The sequence below is a fragment of the Pseudomonas sp. GW822-FHT02E03 genome, from assembly GCF_058802325.1.
In genome coordinates, this window is record NZ_JBXAOA010000017.1 from 62,795 (window position 1) to 84,239 (window position 21,445).

Below are 21,445 nucleotides of genomic sequence, written 5' to 3' on the forward strand. Positions count from 1 at the left end.
CTGCCCGAGAGAACGGGACAAGGACAAAGGCGTCCTCGCTAGTTAACTAGCGGGACGCCTTTTTTTGTTTGCGCAAAATTTTGTCGAGCAAGGCCTGAATGCCCTGATGAGGCAGGCCCGAGCTCCCCGGAGAACCTGATGAAAAAACTAAAACTAGTGATGATCGGCAACGGCATGGCCGGGGTTCGTACCCTGGAAGAACTGCTCAAGCTGAGTAATGAGCTGTACGACATCACGGTCTTCGGCGCCGAACCCCATACCAACTACAACCGCATCCTGCTGTCGCCTGTATTGGCCGGCGAACAGACCTTCGAGGAGATCGTGCTCAACGATCTGGACTGGTACCTGGAAAACAACATCAAGTTGTTGCTCAACCGCAAAGTAGTAGAGATCGACCGGGTCAAACGTCGGGTCATCGCCGAAGACGGCACCGAGGCCGAATACGACCGCCTGCTGATTGCCACCGGCTCGACCCCGTTCATCCTGCCGATCCCTGGCAATACCTTGCAGGGCGTGATCGGCTACCGCGACATTGCCGACACCCAGGCGATGATCGACACCGCCAAGACGCACAAGCATGCCGTGGTCATCGGCGGCGGCCTGCTGGGCCTTGAAGCCGCCAACGGCCTGATGCTGCGCGGCATGCACGTCACCGTGGTGCACATCGGCGAATGGTTGCTGGAACGGCAACTGGACAAAACCAGCGGCCAACTCCTGCAAACCGCCCTGGAAGCCCGAGGCCTGCATTTCCGCCTGTGCGAACAGACCCAGGCCCTACACGACGCCGGCAACGGCCGGGTTGGCTCGGTTGAGTTCAAGAACGGCGACATCATCCCTGCCGACCTGGTGGTGATGGCCGCCGGTATTCGTCCCAACACCGAGCTCGCGGAAAAATCCGGCATCCCTTGCAGCCGCGGGATTCTGGTCAACGACACCCTGCAAACCTACGACCCTCGGGTCTACGCCATCGGCGAATGCGCCAGCCACCGTGGCATCGCCTACGGCCTGGTCGCGCCGCTGTTCGAACAGGCCAAGGTGTGCGCCAACCACCTCGCCCAACTGGGTTTCGCCACCTACAAGGGCTCGGTGACGTCGACCAAATTGAAAGTCACCGGCATCGACCTGTTTTCCGCCGGCGACTTCATGGGCGGCGAAGGCACCGAGACCATCACCCTCTCCGACCCGATCGGTGGGGTCTACAAAAAACTGGTGATCAAGGATGACGTGCTGGTCGGGGCTTGTCTGTACGGCGATACGGCAGATGGCGGTTGGTATTTCCGGCAGATTCGTGAGAACCATGCCATCGGCGAGATCCGCGATCACCTGATGTTCGGCGAAAACGCCTTGGGCGACGTAGGACACCAGGGCCAGGACAAAGCCATGAGCATGGCCGACACCGCCGAAGTCTGCGGCTGCAATGGCGTGTGCAAAGGCACCATCGTCAAGGCCATCCAGGAACATGGCCTGTTCAGCGTCGATGACGTGAAAAAACATACCAAAGCTGCCAGTTCTTGCGGCTCCTGCGCCGGCCTCGTCGAGCAGATCCTGATCAACACCGTGGGCGGTGCGGCGGACGTCAAGCCGAAAAGCGAGAAAGCCATCTGCGGTTGCAGTGACCTCAACCACGGGCAAATCCGCCAGGCCATCCGCGACCAGCACCTGCTGACCATCGCCGGCACTATGAGCTACCTGAACTGGCGCACCCCGAACGGTTGCGCCACGTGCCGTCCGGCGCTCAACTACTACCTGATTTCCACTTGGCCCGGCGAAGCCAAGGACGATCCACAATCGCGCCTGATCAACGAACGCGCCCACGCCAACATTCAGAAAGACGGCACTTACTCTGTAGTCCCGCGGATGTGGGGCGGTGTGACCAATCCTTCAGAGCTGCGGCGCATTGCCGACGTGGCCGACAAGTACAACGTGCCGATGGTCAAGGTCACCGGCGGCCAGCGCATCGACTTGCTGGGGATCAAAAAGCAGGACCTGCCAGGCGTCTGGAAAGACCTGGACATGCCGTCCGGTCACGCCTACGGCAAATCCATCCGCACGGTAAAAACCTGTGTCGGCAGCGAGTTCTGCCGCTTCGGCACCCAGAACTCCACGCAACTGGGCATCGAGCTTGAGCACGACCTGTTCAACATGTGGTCGCCGCACAAAGTGAAACTGGCCGTCTCCGGTTGCCCACGCAACTGCTCGGAAGCGGGGATCAAAGACGTCGGAATTATCGGCGTGGATTCCGGCTGGGAGATGTACATCGGTGGCAACGGCGGGATCAAAACCGAAGTCGCGGAGTTCTTCGTCAAACTGAAAACCGCCGAAGAAGTGCGCGAATACAACGGCGCTTTCCTGCAGCTGTATCGCGAAGAAGCCTTCTACCTCGAGCGCACCGTGCACTACCTGCAACGGGTCGGTATGGAACACATCAAGAAAGCCGTGCTGGAAGACCCGGAACGACGCAAGGCACTGAACGATCGCCTGCAATTTTCCCTGTCGTTCGAGCAGGACCCCTGGAAGGAACGCCTCGAACAGCCGCTGCTGAAAAAAGAATTCGAGGTCATTCCCGTGAAGAACCTGGAGGTGCAGGCATGAACTGGCTGGATATCTGCGCACTGGAAGAGATCAACACCCTTGGCTCGCGGATCATCGCCGGCCCGAAAGGCGACATCGCGATTTTTCGTACGAGCGACGATGAGGTTTTCGCCCTCGACGATCGCTGCCCGCACAAGGGCGGGCCGTTGTCCCAGGGTTTGATCTACGGCAAACGAGTGGCCTGCCCGCTGCACAACTGGCAGATCGACCTGGAAACCGGCGAGGCCCAGGCCCCTGATATTGGCTGCGCCCACCATCATTCGGCACGGGTCGAGAACGGCCGGGTGCTGCTGTCCCTGCGGGAAGCAAGCTGATGAACCAGATCACCGCCTCCACCTGCTGCTACTGCGGGGTCGGCTGTGGTGTGCTGATCGAGCACGACGGCGAGCGCATCCTCGGCGTCAGCGGCGATCCGGCGCACCCGGCCAACTTCGGCAAATTGTGCAGTAAAGGTTCGACCCTGCACCTGACCGGCGACCTGACGGCACGGGCGTTGTACCCGGAACTGCGCTTGGGCAAAGGCCTGGCCCGCAGCCGCACCGACTGGGACACTGCCCTCGATCACGCCGCCAACGTCTTCGCCGAAACCATCGCCGAGCATGGCCCGGACAGCGTTGCGTTCTATATCTCCGGGCAATTGCTGACCGAGGACTACTACGCCTTCAACAAACTGGCACGAGCGCTGGTGGGCACCAACAACATCGACAGTAATTCACGGCTGTGCATGTCTTCAGCGGTGGTCGGCTACAAGCGCAGCCTCGGCGCCGACGCTCCGCCCTGCAACTACGAAGACCTGGAATTGAGCGACTGCGTGATGATCGTCGGCAGCAACATGGCCTACGCCCACCCGGTTCTGTTTCGTCGCCTGGAAGAAGCGAAATCCCGCCGCCCACAGATGAAAGTCATCGTCATCGACCCACGGCGCACCGACACCTGCGATTTGGCCGACATGCATTTGGCGATTCTGCCCGGCACCGATGTCGCCTTGTTCCATGGGATTTTGCACCTGTTGCTGTGGGAAGACTGGGTCGACCGCGACTTCATCAAGGCCCACACCGAAGGCCTGGCCGAGCTGAAAAACCTGGTGCGTGATTACACCCCGACAATGGTGTCGCAACTGTGCGGCATCAGCGTCGAGCAACTGCAGCAATGCGCGCAATGGGTCGGCACTTCACCGAGCTTTCTGTCGCTGTGGTGCATGGGGCTGAATCAGTCCACTGCCGGCAGCGCGAAGAACAGCGCGTTGATCAACCTGCACCTGGCCACCGGACAAATCGGCCGGCCCGGTGCAGGACCTTTCTCGCTGACTGGTCAGCCAAATGCCATGGGCGGCCGGGAAACCGGCAGTTTGTCGAACCTGCTGCCAGGCCATCGCGAAGCGGCCAATGCCGAACACCGCGCACAAGTGGCTGACTACTGGGGCGTTGATCAACTGCCCGCGAACACCGGCCTGACGGCCATCGAGCTGTTCGAGCAGATGCGCAGCGGCAAGATCAAAGCCCTGTGGATCGCCTGCACTAACCCTGCACAGTCGCTGCCGGACCAGACCGCTGTGCGCGAGGCACTGCAGGCCTGTCCGTTCGTGGTGTTGCAGGAAGCCTTTCGCACCACCGAAACCGCCGCGTTCGCCGACTTGCTGCTGCCCGCCGCCAGCTGGGGTGAAAAGGACGGCACGGTCACCAACTCCGAACGGCGCATTTCCCACGTCCGCCGGGCCATCGGCGCACCCGGTGAAGCACGGTCCGACTGGGCAATCACCGTGGATTTCGCACAGCGCCTGGAAAAACATCTGCGCCCTGGAGCCACCAGCCTGTTTGCCTTTGAAACCCCGGCGCAGGTCTTCGACGAATACAAACACCTGACTCGCGGCCGCGACCTCGACCTCTCCGGAATCAGCCATGCGCTGATCGACCAGCTCGGCCCGCAGCAATGGCCCTTCCCCGCCGGGGCCCGCGAAGGCACGGCGCGGCTGTATCTCGACGGAGTTTTCCCGACCGCCAGCGGGCGTGCACAGTTCATCACCGACCCGTATCGCGCCGCCAAGGAACAACGCGATGCGCGCTTCCCCCTGACCCTGATCACCGGCCGCCTGCGCGATCAATGGCACGGTATGAGCCGCACCGGCACCGCCGCGCAGCTATTCGGCCATGTCAGTGAAGCCGTGTTGAGCCTGCACCCGGATGAACTGCGTCGGCATCGCCTGCAACCTGGCGATCTGATCAACCTGAAAAGTCGCCGGGGCTCGGTGATCGTGCCGGTCAGCAGCGATGACAGCGTACGTCCGGGCCAGGCGTTTCTGCCCATGCATTGGGGCGACCGCTTTCTCAAGGGCGGCGTGAATACCCTCACCCTTCCCGCCTTCGACCCCTTGTCGAAACAACCGGAACTCAAACACAGCGGTGTGCGACTCGAGCCTGTGCAATTGCCCTGGCAGCTTTTCGCCCTGATAGAGGGCGATGTTCAACAGCATTTGGAGACGCTACGACCGCTCTGCGAGGCGTTTTCCTACGCCAGCCTCAGCCTGACCGGCCGTGAGCGTCCTGCGCTGCTGATACGTGCCGCCAGCGCCGCCGCCCCGGAGCCGCAGTTGTTGCGTGATATCGATCAATGCCTGGGGCTCAACGAAGGCCCAGTATTGGCCTACGACGATCCTCGGCGTTCGATCGGCAAGCGGGTACGGATCGAGAACGGTCGGATCACCGCGATTCGCCTGGCCGGTGAAACGCTGGCCCAACACTGGCTGCAAAGCCTGTGGCTCGAAGGTCGCGCCGACGAACAGCTACGCCGTTGGCTGCTGGCGCCTTTGAGTGCGCCACCGGGCAGCGCTGGCGGTCCGGCATCGGGCACCAAAACCCTGTGCAACTGCATGAACGTCAGCCAGAACGCGGTGTGTGCCGGCATTGGCCGTGGCCTGGATTTGCAGGGTTTGAAACAAGAACTGGGTTGTGGCACGCAATGCGGCTCCTGCGTCCCGGAAATCAAGCGTTTGCTGGCCGCCACCGCGCAGCCAGTCGCCGTCATCTCGTGAGGAAAACACTATGAGCGCAAAAGTCTGGCTGGTGGGTGCGGGTCCTGGCGACCCTGAATTGCTGACCCTCAAGGCGGTTCGAGCGTTGCGCGAAGCGGACGTGGTGCTGATCGACGATCTGGTCAATGAGGCGGTGCTGGAGCATTGCCCGAACGCGCGAATCATTCCTGTGGGTAAGCGCGGTGGCTGTCGCTCCACGCCTCAAGCCTTCATTCATCGCCTGATGTTGCGTTATACCCGTCACGGCAAATGCGTGGTGCGGCTCAAGGGTGGTGATCCGTGCATCTTCGGGCGCGGCGGTGAGGAAGCGCAGTGGCTGCGTGAGCGTGGCGTCGAGGTTGAACTGGTCAATGGCATCACCGCTGGCCTTGCCGGTGCGACCCAATGCGATATTCCGCTGACGCTGAGGGGTGTCGCGCGTGGTGTGACACTGGTCACCGCGCACACTCAGGATGACAGCAGCCTGAACTGGCAGGCCCTGGCGCAAGGGGGCACAACACTGGTGATTTATATGGGCGTGGCGAAACTCAGTGAAATTCGTGAGCAACTGCTGGCCGGCGGAATGGCTGCCGGTACGCCTGTGGCGATGATCGAAAATGCTTCCCTGCCGCACCAACGGGAATGTCGTAGCGACTTGGCAGCCATGGAAAACGATGCCTGTGACTTCCAGCTCAAAAGCCCGGCGATCCTCGTGATCGGTGCTGTGGCGGCCTGCGATGAGATCAAAAGATCGCAACCTGCGGCAGCTCCTGCATTGGCTCGGTGTTTATCCTTGTAAGGATCAAAAGATCGCAGCCTGCGGCAGCTCCTACATGGATTTGGCATTTATCCCAAGGAACTGCCGCAGGCTGCGATCTTTTAGAAACAACGCAAAACCAACGCTGCAACCCAAATCGCAGACAAAGAAAAGCCCGGCCTAAGCCGGGCTTTTCCAGAGCTGCGAGCTAATTACTTAGCGCTAGCTTCAACCTGCGCTTCTACGCGACGGTTTACAGCGCGACCAGCGTCAGTTTTGTTGTCAGCAACTGGGCGGGATTCGCCGTAGCCAACAGACTGAACGCGGGACGATTCAACACCGTACTGGTTGGTCAGAACTTGCTTAACGGCGTTTGCACGACGCTCGGACAGTTTCTGGTTGTAAGCGTCAGGACCGACGGAGTCAGTGTGACCTTCAACAGTAGTAGTGGTGGATGGGTACTGCTTCATGAAGTCAGCCAGGTTTTTGATGTCGCCGTAGCTGTTAGGCTTGACTACCGACTTGTCGAAGTCGAATTTCACGTCCAGCTCAACACGAACAACTTCAGCAACTGCTGGGCAGCCATCAGCGTCAACAGTTACGTTGGCTGGGGTGTCCGGGCACTTGTCAACGTTGTCGCAAACGCCATCGTTGTCGCTGTCGGCGCAGACTTCAGCTGGTGCTGGAACTGGAGCAGCAGCAGGCTTGGAGCCGCCACCGAAGTTCACACCGATACCAACGCTAGGAGCCCACTCGGTGTCGCCCTGGTCGATGTTGTACTGAGCTTCAACGCCGGCACGGGCGTAGAAGTTGTCGGTGAAGTACAACTTGGCACCGCCGCCAACGTTGGCGAAGGTGGAACCGTTACGACCGCTTTTGCCGTTCTGACCAATGCTCTGGTCGGAGAAGCCAGCCGATACGTACGGACGCAGCATGTCGCCCGGGTTGTTGAAGTGGTACAGAGCATCCAGAGCGGTGTTGGAGCCCTTGATGTTACGGCCGTCTTCGGCACGTGCGTTGTGCACTTCGTCGTAGGCCAGACGCAGTTCAACGTCGTCGGTCAGGAAGTAACCGATCGAACCGCCGAACAGGTTGCCGTTGTTCTTGAAGTCACGAGCGCTATCGAACATTTCTTTCTTAGCGAAGCCTTCGATTTCAACTGCGCCTTGGCCTTGTGCCAGAGCGCCGAACGAAGTGGCGGCAATAAGAGAACCAATGGCCAAGCCCAAGGTGTTTTTCAGTTTCATCCGTTAAATCCCCATCTGGTGATTGTGAAGCAGTCCCGCAAACCGGGGGACAACTCGGCGGCAAGTCTATCAGAACTTGCCTACACGTAAGAGATATTTGCGCCGAACTAAGTTTCAGCAATGCCTGCAAATTTCTCACGCAATTTGTCTAGAGCGCGTTTGTAACGCATTTTTGTTGCACTCAAACCCATGTGCATTATGTCTGCGATCTCCTGAAATTCCAGCTCTGCGACAAATCGTAGCACCAGAATTTCTCGGTCGATCGGGTTCACATACACCAGCCAGCGATCAAGTCCGCCCTTTTCCTCGGGTTTCGGCATCTTTTCTTCAGATGCTTCCTCGAGGGGGTCCAGACTCAAAGCGTCCATCAAGCGACGCTTTCGCCGTTCTTTCCGATACTGCGTGATGCACTCGTTGTACGTGATGCTATATAGCCATGTCTTGAACTTCGATTTCCCCTCGAAGTTCTTCAGGCCGTAGAGCACCTTCAACATCACTTCCTGACAGACATCGTCTGCATCACGATCGTTCCCAAGATACCGTGCACAAACGTTAAATAATGTTCGCTGGTAACGCCGCATCAGTTCTTCATAAGCGCGCGTTACGTGAAACAGCTCGGTATGCGAGCGCGCGACCAACTCCTCATCAGAGAGCTCGCGGGGGTCGTAGCGCGTGGAGAGCGATTGAGCTTTATTCAAAACAAGTCTGGCCGACAGTCAGGTCAATGTCCGCCGCAGTCCTTCAGGACATTTTGCGGCGGCATACATTAGCAGGATTTGCCGGGTTAGCGGCTACTCACATGCTGCTCCAAGAGAATCCGATTCGAGAGAGAGACTAGCTCACCCTCATCGGTCAGCACGGTGGTTTTAACCGTGCCGATCTCTTCGATCTGACCTTCGACCTCGCCAACTCGCACTTGTTGCCCAACCTGATACAACTCACGCACATAGATTCCCGCAAGAATCTGACCGGCAATTTCCCGGCTTCCCAAGCCCATGGCCAGCGCAACCGCCAGACCAACGGTAATCAAGACGATCACGATCACATGGTTGAGCAGGTCAGTCTTGACCTCCAACTGGCTGATCGCAACCGAAATACTGATGATGATCACCAGGCCCTGGGCAATTCGCCCCAGACCCGCGGCGTAATCAAGCCCTACGCCTTCAGCCGCGCCACGCACCAGCCCATTGGCCAGTTGCGCCAGCAAGACACCCACCAGCAGTACCAGCGCAGCACCGAATACTTTCGGCAAATACAGCGCCAACATGTCCAGCGTAGCCGAAACTCGCTCAAGTCCAAGAGATTCTGCGGCAGAAACCAGAAATATCAGCAGAACAAACCAATACACGATTTTACCGATCAACGTCGAGATAGGCACCTGAAGGCCTGCTCGGGACAGCAATTTGGTCAACCCGGTGCCGCCCATCAGGCGATCGAGGCCCAGTTTGGCGAGCAATTTGGAGAGCAGTGTGTCCAGCAGTTTGGCCACGACAAAACCCAGCAGCAGCACAACCAGTGCGCCAAACAGGTTCGGAATGAAGTTTGCAACCTTGGTCCATAACGCAGTCATTGCAGTGACGAGGCTCTGAGTCCAGAGATCAAGTTCCATATTCAATCAGCCTTATCAGCAGTGCGAGCGGTAGGTTTACGAAGACGGGAAACCGGCGAGATATGGGCCGATCCGTTATTCAGGGCGATCATCAGCGCGGGCAACCAGCGGCCCAGCAGGCTGAACAGATCGCCGGCACCGACCTGGCGGTTGGCGGTTTTCAGCACGCGGCCCAGGCAGGCATCGTCGTCACGGCTGGACGGCGAAGCTTTGAGCATGTCACGCAAAGACTGTTCAAACGGATCGTGCATACGCACCTCTCGTGATATCTGTGAAAGACGCGGTCAAATTTGGTCGGGTCACATGACTCATCATCAGAACCAGCGCAAACGTCGGAATAGCAACCACTGCCCCAGCGCTACCGAGCCTGCCAGAAGGCAGGCGATCAGGAAGCCATAAGGGCTGGTGGAGAACGGAATACCGCCGACGTTGATGCCCAAAAGACCGGTCAGAAAACTCATCGGCAAAAAAATTCCGGTGATGATCCCGAAGCGGTACATCGTGCGGTTCATGCGCACGCTCAGACGCCGGTCTTCGGCCTCCAGGACCAGCCCCACGCGCTCCCGGGTCAATTCCAGTTCCTCGAGATAACGGGTCAGGCTGTTGTTCAATTCGTTCCAGTAATCGCCATCGTCTTCGACGAACCACGGTAGTTTTATTCGTGTCAACTGACCGAAAATATCCCGCTGCGGTGCCAGAAAACGTTTCAGTGCGGCCGCCCTGCGACGGATCTGCAAAACGGCCCCATGCTCAGGTGTATACCGTTCGTCGGTATCCAGCTTTTCTTCTTCCTCATCGACGATTTCCGAGAGGCAGCTGACCAGATCCTGCACTTTGTTAGTCAGGTACTGCGCCATATAAAGAATGAGTTCGGAGGCGGTTCTCGGCCCTTTGCCTTCAGCCAGTTGCACCAGCAACTCATCGGTGGCGCGCAACGGCCGCAGACGCAGGGAGATCACGCGCTGGGCCGAACCGAAGATCCGCACCGAGACCATGTCTTCCGGCTCGGCACCTGGATTGAGGTTGATCCCGCGCAAAAACAGCAACAGCTCGGCGTCCGGCAGCGGCAAAAGGCGCGGCCGGGTGTTCTCTTCCAGCAACAAGTCGCAACTAAATTCACTCAGACCGCTGTATTTACGCAGCCAGGTCTGGGTTTGCGGATGACTGCGATCCCAGTGCAGCCACAGGCTTTCATGGGCCTGCAACTGCAAGTCATCGAGTTCAGTCCGGGCTATCGAACGCGCACCGCCTTTACCGTCCAGCACCAGGGCATGCACCAGTCCCCACTGCGCGTTTTCTTCCTCGAACATCCTCACCCCTTTAATGAAACGCGCTTTATTCAGGCATCTTCAGCGGGCTTGGCGAAATGATCACGCCGTTGTTATCCGCATAAACATAGTGACCCGGGTGGAAGGTCACACCCGCGAAGGTCACGGCAATATTGAGTTCACCCACACCGCGCCGGTCGGTTTTCATCGGGTGACTGGCCAGGGCTTGAACCCCCAGATCGGTTTGCGCGATGACGTCGACGTCGCGAATGCAACCGTAGATCACCAGCCCTTCCCAACCGTTACTGGCGGCTTTCTCGGCCAGCAGGTCGCCCAACAGCGCGCGGCGCAGGGAACCGCCGCCGTCGACCACCAGCACTTTACCGTTACCCTTGAGCGCTACTTGCTCCTTGACCAGCGAATTATCTTCGAAACATTTGATGGTCACGATTTCGCCGCCGAAAGAATCACGGCCACCGAAATTGCTGAACATCGGTTCCAGCACCTGCACCAGCTCCGGATAGGCATCGCACAGGTCAGGCGTGAGGTAATGGTTCATCGAGAAACTCCTGTAGGAAGGAAGACAATCGAGTAGGCAGCATACGCGGGCCAAGGCTGAACGGCCGCAAACGCGCAGAGCGAAACAGTCACCAAAAGTGACCAGAACCGCTTAATGCGTCATATCTTAGCCGCAAGCCGTTCAGAGCGAAATGCCCTTGTTAGAGCATCAGGTTCAAACGGCCGAGGCCAAATCCGGCTTTCCACCCAGCAAAGGCGTCTGTTGATCTGCCAGCCAACGCGCCACCAACGGCCAGACTTCAGTTTGCGCAGATTTGCTGACAAGCATTTCCACATGACCGAAATTATCGCCAAAGCCTTGCTCGCGGCCAAGGGTGATGAATTGCTTGTTCTCGGAGCCGACCTGATCGAACAGCTTGCGGCAGGCCCAGGTCGGGTCCTGATGATCGCCCGCGGCACTCACGGCCAACACCGGTAACTGAATCTCGGCCAAACCCGCCCACCAGTCCTTGTCGGCATCGCCAAAACGCCCGAACAGCCCGTACCAGCGCATGCTTTCCAGGGCCAGGCCAATCGGCTCGTCCTCCGGGCCGCGCTTGAGGCGTGAACCTGACAGTTGAGCAAACCGCTTGAGGATGAAACGCCCGCTCCACTCCACCGGTGGAAACTTCAACGGCCAGTAGGTACGGCTGACCTGAGTACCGAAGAACGCGGCAGACGCGACGACAGGCTCGCCGATGTATTCCCCACCCAGCGCCGCCGCCAGCGTAATGCCACCCAGCGAGTGACCGATCCAGTGTGGGACCTGGCCGCTCTGTTCGCGCACAAAGGCACCAATGGCCGGCAAGTCGTAACGCGCGTAGTCGGCAACGCGGTTCTTGCGATAGTCCTGATTGCGCTGAGACAGACCATGGCCGCGCATTTCCGGGATCCACACATCGAAGCCCAGACGCGTCAGATAAGCCCCCAACCCCAGACCTTTGGGAGAGAACCAGAACCGTCGATTGGAAAAGCTGCCGTGCAACAGAATCACCGGCACGCCACGCACCGTCGGCTCATCGGCCAGACCCAGGCGTGTCACAGCCAGTTCGACGGTGCCGTCGGGGCTGTTACCGGGTTTCAAACGATAGACGTCTTCGCTCAAATCACCGCGCCGCTCGGCGCTGATCAGGGCGACAGGAAATAGGTTGCTGCTGCTTTGCATAATGCTCTTGCACAAAAAAGGGCGGCATCCAGAGGAGCCCGCCCTACTTGAATATCTGAAAGAGCCGGCCAGTGTGGGAGCGAGCCTGCTCGCGAAGGACGTCAGAACAACGCGTTTATCCAGCAAGTACGCGTTATCGTTTACGACCATCGCGAGCAGGCTCGCTCCCACAGAGAGCGGCCCGTCCACACCATCAGGCCGAAGCCTGACCTTCAGCCAGGAAGAACCAGGTTTCCAGCACGGAATCGGGGTTCAGCGAAACGCTTTCGATGCCCTGCTCCATCAGCCATTTGGCCAGATCAGGGTGGTCCGAAGGGCCCTGACCGCAAATGCCGATGTACTTGCCGGCCTTGTTGCAGGCCTGAATAGCATTGGCCAGCAGCTTCTTGACCGCAGGATTACGCTCGTCGAACAGGTGCGCGATGATCCCGGAGTCACGGTCCAGCCCCAGTGTCAGCTGGGTCAGGTCGTTGGAGCCGATGGAGAAACCGTCGAAGAACTCGAGGAACTCTTCAGCCAGGATCGCGTTGGACGGCAGTTCGCACATCATGATCACGCGCAGACCGTTGTCGCCACGGGCCAGACCGTTTTCGGCCAGCAGATCGACCACCTGGCTCGCCTCGCCCAGGGTGCGAACGAACGGCACCATGATTTCAACGTTGGTCAGGCCCATCTCGTTGCGCACGCGCTTGAGGGCACGGCACTCGAGCTCAAAGCAGTCGCGGAACGATTCGCTGATGTAACGCGATGCGCCACGGAAGCCCAGCATCGGGTTTTCTTCTTCCGGCTCGTAGAGTTTGCCGCCGATCAGGTTCGCGTATTCGTTGGACTTGAAGTCCGACAGACGCACGATGACCTTTTTCGGCCAGAACGCAGCCGCCAGGGTGCTGATGCCTTCGACCAGTTTCTCGACATAGAAACCGACCGGATCGTCGTAACCGGCGATGCGCTTGTCGACGCTGTCCTTGATTTCTTGTGGCAGGCCGTCGTAGTTCAACAGCGCTTTGGGGTGCACGCCGATCATGCGGTTGATGATGAATTCCAGACGGGCCAGGCCCACACCGGCGTTCGGCAGCTGCGCGAAGTCGAAGGCGCGGTCCGGGTTACCAACGTTCATCATGATCTTGAACGGCAGGTCCGGCATGGCATCCACGGAGTTTTTCTTGATGTCGAAGCCCAGTTCGCCCTCGAAGATGTAACCGGTGTCGCCTTCAGCGCAGGAAACGGTCACGCCCTGGCCGTCTTGCAACAGCTGGGTGGCGTTGCCGCAACCGACCACGGCCGGAATACCCAGCTCACGGGCGATAATCGCCGCGTGGCAGGTACGACCGCCACGGTTGGTGACGATGGCGCTGGCGCGCTTCATCACCGGTTCCCAGTCCGGGTCGGTCATGTCGGAAACCAGGACATCGCCCGGCTGGACTTTGTCCATCTCGGACACATCCTTGATGATCCGCACTTTGCCGGCGCCGATGCGCTGGCCGATAGCGCGACCTTCCACCAGCACAGTGCCGGTTTCTTTCAGCAGGTAACGTTCCATGACGTTGGCCTGGGTGCGGCTTTTCACGGTTTCCGGACGGGCCTGCACGATGTAGAGCTTGCCGTCGTCGCCGTCTTTGGCCCATTCGATGTCCATCGGGCACTTGTAGTGCTTTTCGATAATCATCGCTTGTTTGGCCAGCTCGCTGACTTCAGCGTCGCTCAGGCAGAAACGTGCACGATCGGCCTTGTCCACGTCGATGGTCTTGACCGATTTACCGGCCGTGGCCACTTCGCCGTAGATCATCTTGATGGCTTTGCTGCCCAGGTTGCGACGCAGGATGGCCGGACGACCGGCTTGCAGCGTGCCTTTGTGGACATAGAATTCATCCGGGTTCACAGCGCCTTGTACGACGGTTTCACCCAGGCCATAAGCGCCGGTGATGAACACCACGTCACGGAAGCCCGATTCGGTATCGAGGGTGAACATCACGCCGGCAGTGCCGGTTTCGGAGCGGACCATGCGCTGCACGCCGGCCGACAGGGCAACCAGCTTGTGGTCGAAGCCCTGGTGGACGCGGTAGGAAATCGCACGATCGTTGAACAGGGAAGCGAACACCTCTTTAGCGGCGCGAATAACGTTTTCGACACCACGGATGTTCAGGAAGGTTTCCTGCTGGCCAGCAAAGGAAGCGTCCGGCAAGTCTTCGGCGGTAGCGGAAGAGCGCACGGCAACGGCCATGTCAGGGTTGCCGGCCGACAGCGTGGCGAACGCAGTGCGGATCTCGGCGTTGAGCTTCTCGGGGAACTCGGCTTCCATGATCCATTGACGAATCTGGGCGCCGGTTTTGGCCAGGGCGTTGACATCGTCGACATCCAGCGCGTCGAGGGCTGCGTGGATCTGATCGTTCAGACCGCTCAGTTCCAGGAAATCACGATACGCCTGAGCTGTCGTGGCGAAGCCACCGGGCACCGATACACCGGCACCTGCAAGGTTACTGATCATCTCGCCCAGGGATGCGTTCTTGCCCCCCACATGCTCTACATCATGGACGCCGAGCTTATCGAGGGAAACTACGTACTCTACCAAGGTGATCTCTCCACTAACTGTGTTGGAAAAGCTCAGAAGCCGGCGACTCGGGGGAGCATTTGCCGGCTGTATGGCCTGGACCTGGAAAATAAGTGAGAATGCTGGCCACTGGCGGCCGACAAATCGCGCCTACTATATCCAAGAATCGTCACTAGCTTAAGGCCCAAGGTGCAAATGAAACGATCTGCTTTCTTTATCTCCGATGGCACGGGCATTACGGCCGAAACCCTCGGTCAAAGCCTGTTGGCGCAGTTCGAAAACATTACCTTCAGCAAAATCACGCGGCCCTACATCGACAACGCGGATAAAGCGCGGGCCATGGTACAACAAATCAACAAAGCCGCCGAAAACGATGGTTTTCGTCCGATTATTTTCGACACCATCGTCAATCAGGACATTCGTGAGATCCTCGCGACGTCGAATGGTTTCATGATCGACATTTTCTCGACTTTCCTGGCGCCACTGGAACAGGAACTGACCGAGCATTCTTCCTACACCGTCGGCAAATCCCACTCCATCGGTGGCAACTCCAATTACATGGAGCGCATCGAGGCGGTGAACTTCGCCCTCGACAATGACGATGGCGCCCGCACGCACTATTACGACAAAGCTGACCTGATACTAGTGGGTGTGTCGCGCTGTGGTAAAACCCCGACGTGTTTGTACATGGCCATGCAATTCGGCATCCGCGCGGCCAATTACCCGCTGACCGAAGACGACATGGAGCGCCTGCAACTGCCAACCGCCCTGCGCGCCCATCATCACAAGCTGTTCGGCCTGACCATCGACCCGGACCGCCTCACCGCGATTCGCAATGAGCGCAAGCCCAACAGCCGCTATTCGAGCTACGCGCAGTGCGAATTCGAAGTGCGCGAGGTGGAGAATCTGTTTCGCCGCGAGAACATTGCCCACATCAATTCCACGCATTTCTCGGTAGAAGAGATTTCGGCGAAGATTCTGGTGGAGAAAGGTGTGGAGCGGCGGTTCAAGTAGTTTTTCGGCGACTGTGCCACCGCCATCGCGGGCAAGCCCGCTCCCACAGGGATCTGTGTTGAATGCAAATTTTGCAAACAATCGAGAACCTGTGGGAGCGGGCTTGCCCGCGATTGAACGATGACGCGGTGTGACTAGATCACAAACAAATCCACAAACCGGTTCACCGCCGTCTCCTCAAGCCGCGCCTGGTCCTTGCACAACGCAAAGATCTCGGCACTGCGCTGAGCCGTGAAGCGCGTCGCCAGGTTCGCCTTGAACTTGTCCTCCAGCAATGCAATACCCTCGGCGCGGCGACGGCGATGGCCGATCGGGTATTCCACCACTACGTTCTTGGTGCTGGAGCCGTCCTTGAAGAACACCTGCACCGCATTGGCGATGGAGCGTTTATCCGGCTCCAGGTATTCGCGGGTGAAACGCGGGTCTTCGACGATGACCATTTTGTCGCGCAGCACGTCGATGATCGGATGCACGGCGTGGAAATCGTCTTCATATTGCTCGGCCACCAGATTACCGAACACCAAGGGTACGGCGATCATGTACTGGATGCAGTGGTCGCGGTCCGCGGCGTTGGCCAGCGGGCCGACCTTGGAGATGATGCGGATCGCCGATTCGTGGGTGGTGATAACGATCCTGTCGATTTCGTGCAGGCGATTCCTGACCAAGGGGTGCAAGGTGACGGCGGCCTCGCAGGCAGTTTGCGCGTGAAACTCGGCGGGAAAGCTGATCTTGAACAGCACGTTTTCCATCACGTAGCTGCCGAACGGTCGGGAGAAGCTGAAGGCACGTTTGTCTTCAGGCTTGAGCGCCAGGTCGTTGTTGGTGTGGCTGAACAACACGTCGTAGAAACCCCATTGTTTGGCGGTCAACACACCGGGAATACCCATCTCCCCGCGCATCGCAATGTCCGCCAGACGTACGCCACGACTGGACGCATCCCCCGCCGCCCAGGATTTACGCGACCCGGCATTGGGCGCATGCCGGTAAGTACGCAGCGCCTGGCCGTCGGCAAAGGCATGGGACAACGCTGACAGCAGTTGCTCACGATTGGCGCCCATGAGCTTGGCGGCGACAGCGGTCGAGGCGACTTTCACCAGGATGACGTGATCGATACCGACACGATTGAAGGAATTTTCCAGCGCAATCACGCCTTGAATCTCATGCGCCATGATCATCGCTTCCAACACCACACGAATGGTCAGCGGTGCATCGCCATTGGCCAGGCGTTTTTGCGACAGGTGGTCAGCCACCGCGAGAATGGCACCGAGGTTATCGGACGGATGGCCCCATTCGGCGGCGAGCCAAGTGTCGTTGTAATCGAGCCAGCGAACGATGCAACCGATGTCCCACGCCGCTTTGACCGGATCGAGACGGTAACTGGTGCCCGGCACGCGAGCACCGAAGGGAACGACCGTGCCTTCGACGATGGGGCCCAGGTGTTTGGTGCATTCGGGAAAACGCAGCGCCAGCAGACCGCAGCCGAGAGTGTCCATCAGGCAATTGCGGGCGGTATCCAGCGCTTCTGGAGATTCGATTTTGAAGTTGAGGACGTAGTCAGCGATGTCCTGCAGGACCGTGTCGTAGTCGGGGCGGATGTTCAGGTCGACGTTGGCGCTCATGTTCGATTCACTCGGTCAGTGGTTCGCTGATGGGACCTCGGTTCAGGATCAATCTTAGTTGGTGACGCCATTCTTGTTATTGAAATGCAGTCCACTGTGGGAGCGGGCTTTCCCGCGATAGCGGTGTATCAGCCAACATAGATGTTGAATGTGAAGGCCTCATCGCGGACAAGTCCGCTCCCACAGGGTTTTGGGTGACTTCTAAATTGTCAGAAAGAATCCCCCGGCACTCGCACAAACCCTTCCATCAACACCCGCGCACTGCGGCTCATGATGGCTTTTTTCACAGTCCATTCACCATTGACCTGGCTGGCCTCGGCACCCACGCGCAAGGTGCCGGACGGATGGCCGAAGCGCACCGCGTTGCGTTCGATGCCGCCCGCCGCCAGGTTCACCAACGTGCCGGAAATCGCCGCCGCTGTGCCGATGGCCACCGCTGCCGTGCCCATCATCGCGTGGTGCAGTTTGCCCATGGACAGCGCGCGCACCAGCAAGTCAATGTCGGTGGCGGCAATCTTCTTGCCGCTGGAGGCAATGTAATCCGCCGGTTTGGCGACGAACGCCACCTTTGGTGTGTGCTGACGCTTGGCCGCTTCGTCCAGATGCTGAATCAGCCCCATGCGCAACGCGCCGTAAGCGCGGATGGTTTCGAACATCGCCAGGGCCTTCAGGTCGCCGTTGATCGCGCCCTGCAATTCGGTACCGGTGTAACCGATGTCTTCGGCATTGATGAAAATGGTCGGGATGCCAGCGTTGATCAGGGTCGCCTTGAGCGTACCGACGCCCGGCACTTCGAGGTCATCCACCAGATTGCCGGTGGGGAACATCGAACCCCCTTCACCCTCTTCTTCCGCCGCCGGGTCGATGAATTCGAGCTGCACTTCGGCCGCCGGAAAGGTCACGCCATCGAGTTCGAAATCGCCTGTTTCCTGCACCTCACCGTTGGTGATCGGTACGTGGGCGATGATGGTCTTGCCGATATTGGCCTGCCACACGCGCACCACCGCCACGCCGTTGTGCGGAATGCGGCTGGCGTCCACCAGGCCATTGCTGACCGCGAACGAACCGACTGCCGCCGACAAGTTGCCGCAGTTGCCACTCCAGTCGACGAAAGGCTTGTCGATGGAGACCTGACCGAACAGGTAATCGACGTCATGGTCGGCCTTGAGGCTTTTCGACAGGATCACGGTTTTGCTGGTGCTGGACGTCGCACCGCCCATGCCGTCGATTTGCTTGTCGTATGGGTCGGGACTGCCGATCACTCGCAGCAACAACGCATCGCGAGCCGAGCCGGGAATCTGTGCCACTTCGGGCAGGTCTTTCAGGCTGAAGAACACGCCTTTGCTGGTGCCGCCGCGCATGTAGGTAGCAGGAATCTTGATCTGGGGTGTGTGAGCCATATAGATCCTTATCGGCCAGCGCGGGGCTTAACCCCCGCGCGGCTCGTCGTGTTAAACGGCAACCGCCGATTCTTCGAGGAAGTCCTGAGCGAAACGCTGCAACACGCCTCCGGCCTCGTAGATCGACACTTCTTCGGCGGTGTCGAGGCGGCAGGTCACCGGCACTTCGACGCGTTCGCCATTCTTGCGATTGATCACCAGCGTCAGCGTCGCACGCGGGGTGCGGTCGCCGATCACGTCGTAGGTTTCGCTGCCGTCGATGGCCAGGGTGTGACGGTCGGTGCCCGGTTGGAACTCCAGCGGCAACACGCCCATGCCCACCAGGTTGGTGCGGTGGATGCGCTCGAAACCTTCAGCGGCGATCGCTTCCACACCCGCCAGACGCACACCTTTGGCTGCCCAGTCGCGGGACGAACCCTGGCCGTAGTCGGCACCGGCGATGATGATCAGCGGCTGCTTGCGCTCCATGTAGGTTTCGATGGCTTCCCACATGCGCATGACCTGGCCTTCCGGCTCGACCCGCGCCAGGGAACCCTGCTTGACCTTGCCGTTTTCCTGAACCATTTCGTTGAACAGTTTAGGGTTGGCGAAGGTCGCGCGCTGCGCGGTCAAATGGTCGCCGCGGTGAGTGGCGTAGGAGTTGAAGTCTTCTTCCGGCAGGCCCATTTTCGCCAGGTACTCACCGGCTGCGCTGTCGAGCATGATCGCGTTGGAAGGCGACAGGTGATCGGTGGTGATGTTGTCCGGCAGCACCGCCAACGGGCGCATACCCTTGAGCGGACGAGCGCCGGCCAGAGCGCCTTCCCAGTACGGCGGACGGCGGATATAGGTGCTCATCTCGCGCCAGTCATACAGCGGCGCGACCTTCGGACCGGTGTCTTCGTGGATCGCGAACATCGGGATGTACACCTGACGGAACTGCTCCGGTTTCACCGAGGCCTTGACCACCGCGTCAATTTCTTCGTCGCTCGGCCAGATGTCTTTCAGGCGGATTTCCTTGCCATCGACTACGCCCAGTACATCTTTCTCGATGTCGAAACGGATGGTCCCGGCGATGGCGTAAGCCACCACCAATGGCGGTGAAGCGAGGAACGCGTTCTTGGCGTACGGGTGAATCCGGCCGTCGAAGTTGCGGTTGCCTGACAGCACAGCGGTGGCGTACAAGTCGCGATCAATGATCTCTTGCTGAATCACCGGGTCAAGTGCGCCGGACATGCCGTTGCAGGTGGTGCAAGCGAACGCCACGACGCCGAAACCGAGTTGCTCCAGTTCGGAGGTCAGGCCGGCTTCGTCCAGGTACAGCGCCACGGTTTTCGAACCCGGCGCCAGCGAGGATTTGACCCACGGCTTGCGGGTCAGCCCGAGCTTGTTGGCATTGCGCGCCAGCAGGCCGGCGGCAATCACGTTGCGTGGGTTGCTGGTGTTGGTGCAACTGGTGATGGCGGCGATGATCACCGCGCCATCCGGCATCTGGCCGGGCACGTCGTCCCACTGGCCGGAGATACCTTTGGCGGCCAGATCCGAAACCGCCACACGGGCATGCGGATTGCTCGGGCCGGCCATGTTGCGCACGACGCTGGACAGGTCAAACGTCAAGCCGCGCTCGTATTGCGCCCCCTTGAGGCTGTCAGCCCAGAGACCAGTCTGCTTGGCGTAACTCTCGACCAACTGCACTTGCTCGTCTTCACGGCCGGTGAGTTTCAGGTAGTCGATGGTCTGCTGGTCGATGTAGAACATTGCCGCCGTTGCGCCGTATTCCGGGGCCATGTTGGAAATGGTCGCGCGATCGCCCAAGGTCAGCGCCGAAGCACCTTCACCGAAGAATTCCAGCCAGGCGCCGACGACTTTTTGTTTGCGCAGGTATTCGGTCAGCGCCAGCACCATGTCGGTGGCGGTGATGCCCGGTTGCAGCTTACCGGTCAGCTCGACACCGACGCTTTCCGGCAGACGCATCCACGAGGCGCGACCAAGCATCACACTCTCCGCTTCCAGACCACCAACACCAATGGCGATCACGCCCAGCGCATCGACGTGTGGGGTGTGACTGTCGGTGCCGACGCAGGTATCGGGGAAGGCCACGCCGTCGCGCACCTGAATCACCGGCGACATTTTCTCCAGGTTGATCTGGTGCATGATTCCGTTGCCCGGCGGGATCACGTCGACGTTCTTGAAGGCTTTTTTGGTCCAGTTGATGAAGTGGAAACGGTCTTCATTTCGACGGTCTTCAATGGCGCGGTTCTTCTCGAACGCTTCCGGGTCGAAGCCGCCACGCTCGACGGCCAGCGAGTGGTCGACGATCAACTGAGTCGGCACCACCGGGTTCACTTGCGCCGGATCGCCGCCTTGCAGGGCGATGGCGTCGCGCAGGCCGGCGAGGTCGACCAAGGCAGTCTGGCCAAGAATGTCGTGGCATACCACGCGGGCGGGGAACCATGGAAAGTCGAGGTCGCGTTTGCGCTCGATGAATTGTTTGAGCGATTCGGTGAGCGTGGCCGGGTCGCAGCGACGCACAAGGTTTTCCGCCAGCACGCGGGAGGTGTACGGCAGGGTGTCATAGGCGCCAGGCGAAATGGCATCGACCGCCGCGCGGACGTCGAAATAATCCAGATGGCTGCCGGGCAGCGGTTTGCGGAATTCAGTGTTCATCGTCAGGACTCGGTC

At 59.4% G+C, this 21,445-nt stretch carries 16 protein-coding genes; 5 read left to right on the plus strand and 11 right to left on the minus strand.

All coding sequences use genetic code 11. The annotated features are described in order from the left end of the window. Positions 1-138: 138 nt before the first annotated feature. From nirB to cobA, 4 genes are read left to right on the plus strand one after another with little or no spacing between them, the layout of a single operon-like run. Positions 139-2,592, plus strand: coding sequence for a nitrite reductase large subunit NirB (nirB, locus tag AC1RQB_RS14960; protein ID WP_063343014.1), 2,454 nt, complete (start codon positions 139-141; stop codon positions 2,590-2,592). Beyond that, positions 2,589-2,906, plus strand: coding sequence for a nitrite reductase small subunit NirD (gene nirD, locus AC1RQB_RS14965; RefSeq protein ID WP_008074088.1), 318 nt, complete (start codon positions 2,589-2,591; stop codon positions 2,904-2,906). The genes nirB and nirD overlap by 4 nt, the downstream gene beginning before the upstream one ends. Then, a complete protein-coding gene (locus tag AC1RQB_RS14970; protein WP_063343013.1) occupies positions 2,906-5,620 on the plus strand; it encodes a nitrate reductase in 2,715 nt (904 codons plus the stop codon). Before nirD ends, AC1RQB_RS14970 begins: the two co-directional genes overlap by 1 nt. A gap of 10 nt (positions 5,621-5,630) precedes the next feature. Beyond that, on the plus strand, positions 5,631-6,398 hold the full coding sequence (gene cobA / locus AC1RQB_RS14975) for a uroporphyrinogen-III C-methyltransferase (RefSeq protein WP_063343012.1): 768 nt from the start codon (positions 5,631-5,633) through the stop codon (positions 6,396-6,398). A gap of 170 nt (positions 6,399-6,568) precedes the next feature. Here the strand turns inward: cobA and AC1RQB_RS14980 are convergent, their stop codons facing one another. From AC1RQB_RS14980 to ppsA, 8 genes are all read right to left on the minus strand, one after another. After that, entirely contained in the window at positions 6,569-7,603 is a 1,035-nt protein-coding gene (locus AC1RQB_RS14980; RefSeq protein ID WP_007902075.1) for an OmpA family protein, read from the minus strand. A 107-nt stretch (positions 7,604-7,710) separates the two neighbouring features. After that, the gene (gene sigX, locus AC1RQB_RS14985) at positions 7,711-8,301 is read right to left on the minus strand and encodes an RNA polymerase sigma factor SigX (RefSeq protein WP_032830573.1); all 591 of its coding nucleotides are present in this window, start codon (positions 8,299-8,301) and stop codon (positions 7,711-7,713) included. 86 nt (positions 8,302-8,387) lie between these two features. Then, a complete protein-coding gene (locus AC1RQB_RS14990) occupies positions 8,388-9,212 on the minus strand; it encodes a mechanosensitive ion channel family protein (RefSeq protein WP_007902078.1) in 825 nt (274 codons plus the stop codon). 2 nt (positions 9,213-9,214) lie between these two features. Further along, complete coding sequence (locus tag AC1RQB_RS14995; protein ID WP_007902080.1) at positions 9,215-9,463, minus strand: hypothetical protein; 249 nt, start codon at positions 9,461-9,463, stop codon at positions 9,215-9,217. A 63-nt stretch (positions 9,464-9,526) separates the two neighbouring features. Further along, the gene (locus tag AC1RQB_RS15000; protein ID WP_008074093.1) at positions 9,527-10,522 is read right to left on the minus strand and encodes a zinc transporter ZntB; all 996 of its coding nucleotides are present in this window, start codon (positions 10,520-10,522) and stop codon (positions 9,527-9,529) included. A 25-nt stretch (positions 10,523-10,547) separates the two neighbouring features. After that, positions 10,548-11,039 carry a ribonuclease E activity regulator RraA gene (rraA, locus tag AC1RQB_RS15005; protein WP_007902085.1) on the minus strand — a complete coding sequence of 164 codons (492 nt, stop codon included), beginning with the start codon at positions 11,037-11,039 and terminating at the stop codon, positions 10,548-10,550. Between the two features lie 174 nt (positions 11,040-11,213). Further along, positions 11,214-12,203 (minus strand): alpha/beta fold hydrolase, encoded by a 990-nt coding sequence (locus AC1RQB_RS15010; protein WP_063343011.1) that lies wholly within the window; start codon positions 12,201-12,203, stop codon positions 11,214-11,216. Positions 12,204-12,396: 193 nt separating this feature from the next. Continuing rightward, entirely contained in the window at positions 12,397-14,772 is a 2,376-nt protein-coding gene (gene ppsA, locus AC1RQB_RS15015; RefSeq protein ID WP_063343010.1) for a phosphoenolpyruvate synthase, read from the minus strand. 174 nt (positions 14,773-14,946) lie between these two features. On the opposite strand from ppsA, the gene ppsR reads away from it, so the two are divergent. Beyond that, positions 14,947-15,765 carry a posphoenolpyruvate synthetase regulatory kinase/phosphorylase PpsR gene (gene ppsR, locus AC1RQB_RS15020; protein ID WP_007902088.1) on the plus strand — a complete coding sequence of 273 codons (819 nt, stop codon included), beginning with the start codon at positions 14,947-14,949 and terminating at the stop codon, positions 15,763-15,765. Between the two features lie 134 nt (positions 15,766-15,899). On the opposite strand, the gene prpD is transcribed toward ppsR, so the two are convergent. The 3 genes from prpD to acnD all read right to left on the minus strand — a co-directional run bounded on the left by prpD (position 15,900) and on the right by acnD (position 21,430). Beyond that, positions 15,900-17,384, minus strand: coding sequence for a 2-methylcitrate dehydratase (prpD, locus tag AC1RQB_RS15025; RefSeq protein WP_063343009.1), 1,485 nt, complete (start codon positions 17,382-17,384; stop codon positions 15,900-15,902). A gap of 209 nt (positions 17,385-17,593) precedes the next feature. Beyond that, positions 17,594-18,784, minus strand: a complete 1,191-nt coding sequence (gene prpF, locus AC1RQB_RS15030) for a 2-methylaconitate cis-trans isomerase PrpF (RefSeq protein WP_063343008.1) — start codon at positions 18,782-18,784, stop codon at positions 17,594-17,596. Positions 18,785-18,835: 51 nt separating this feature from the next. Further along, entirely contained in the window at positions 18,836-21,430 is a 2,595-nt protein-coding gene (gene acnD, locus AC1RQB_RS15035; RefSeq protein ID WP_063343007.1) for a Fe/S-dependent 2-methylisocitrate dehydratase AcnD, read from the minus strand. Between the last annotated feature and the right edge of the window lie 15 nt (positions 21,431-21,445).

Coding starts and splice junctions, on each gene's coding strand:
- nirB (WP_063343014.1), top strand. CDS start 139: ATGAAAAAACTAAAACTAGTGATGATCGGCAACGGCATGGCCGGGGTT.
- nirD (WP_008074088.1), top strand. CDS start 2,589: ATGAACTGGCTGGATATCTGCGCACTGGAAGAGATCAACACCCTTGGC.
- AC1RQB_RS14970 (WP_063343013.1), top strand. CDS start 2,906: ATGAACCAGATCACCGCCTCCACCTGCTGCTACTGCGGGGTCGGCTGT.
- cobA (WP_063343012.1), top strand. CDS start 5,631: ATGAGCGCAAAAGTCTGGCTGGTGGGTGCGGGTCCTGGCGACCCTGAA.
- AC1RQB_RS14980 (WP_007902075.1), bottom strand. CDS start 7,603: ATGAAACTGAAAAACACCTTGGGCTTGGCCATTGGTTCTCTTATTGCC.
- AC1RQB_RS14990 (WP_007902078.1), bottom strand. CDS start 9,212: ATGGAACTTGATCTCTGGACTCAGAGCCTCGTCACTGCAATGACTGCG.
- AC1RQB_RS14995 (WP_007902080.1), bottom strand. CDS start 9,463: ATGCACGATCCGTTTGAACAGTCTTTGCGTGACATGCTCAAAGCTTCG.
- AC1RQB_RS15000 (WP_008074093.1), bottom strand. CDS start 10,522: ATGTTCGAGGAAGAAAACGCGCAGTGGGGACTGGTGCATGCCCTGGTG.
- rraA (WP_007902085.1), bottom strand. CDS start 11,039: ATGAACCATTACCTCACGCCTGACCTGTGCGATGCCTATCCGGAGCTG.
- AC1RQB_RS15010 (WP_063343011.1), bottom strand. CDS start 12,203: ATGCAAAGCAGCAGCAACCTATTTCCTGTCGCCCTGATCAGCGCCGAG.
- ppsR (WP_007902088.1), top strand. CDS start 14,947: ATGAAACGATCTGCTTTCTTTATCTCCGATGGCACGGGCATTACGGCC.
- prpD (WP_063343009.1), bottom strand. CDS start 17,384: ATGAGCGCCAACGTCGACCTGAACATCCGCCCCGACTACGACACGGTC.
- prpF (WP_063343008.1), bottom strand. CDS start 18,784: ATGGCTCACACACCCCAGATCAAGATTCCTGCTACCTACATGCGCGGC.
- acnD (WP_063343007.1), bottom strand. CDS start 21,430: ATGAACACTGAATTCCGCAAACCGCTGCCCGGCAGCCATCTGGATTAT.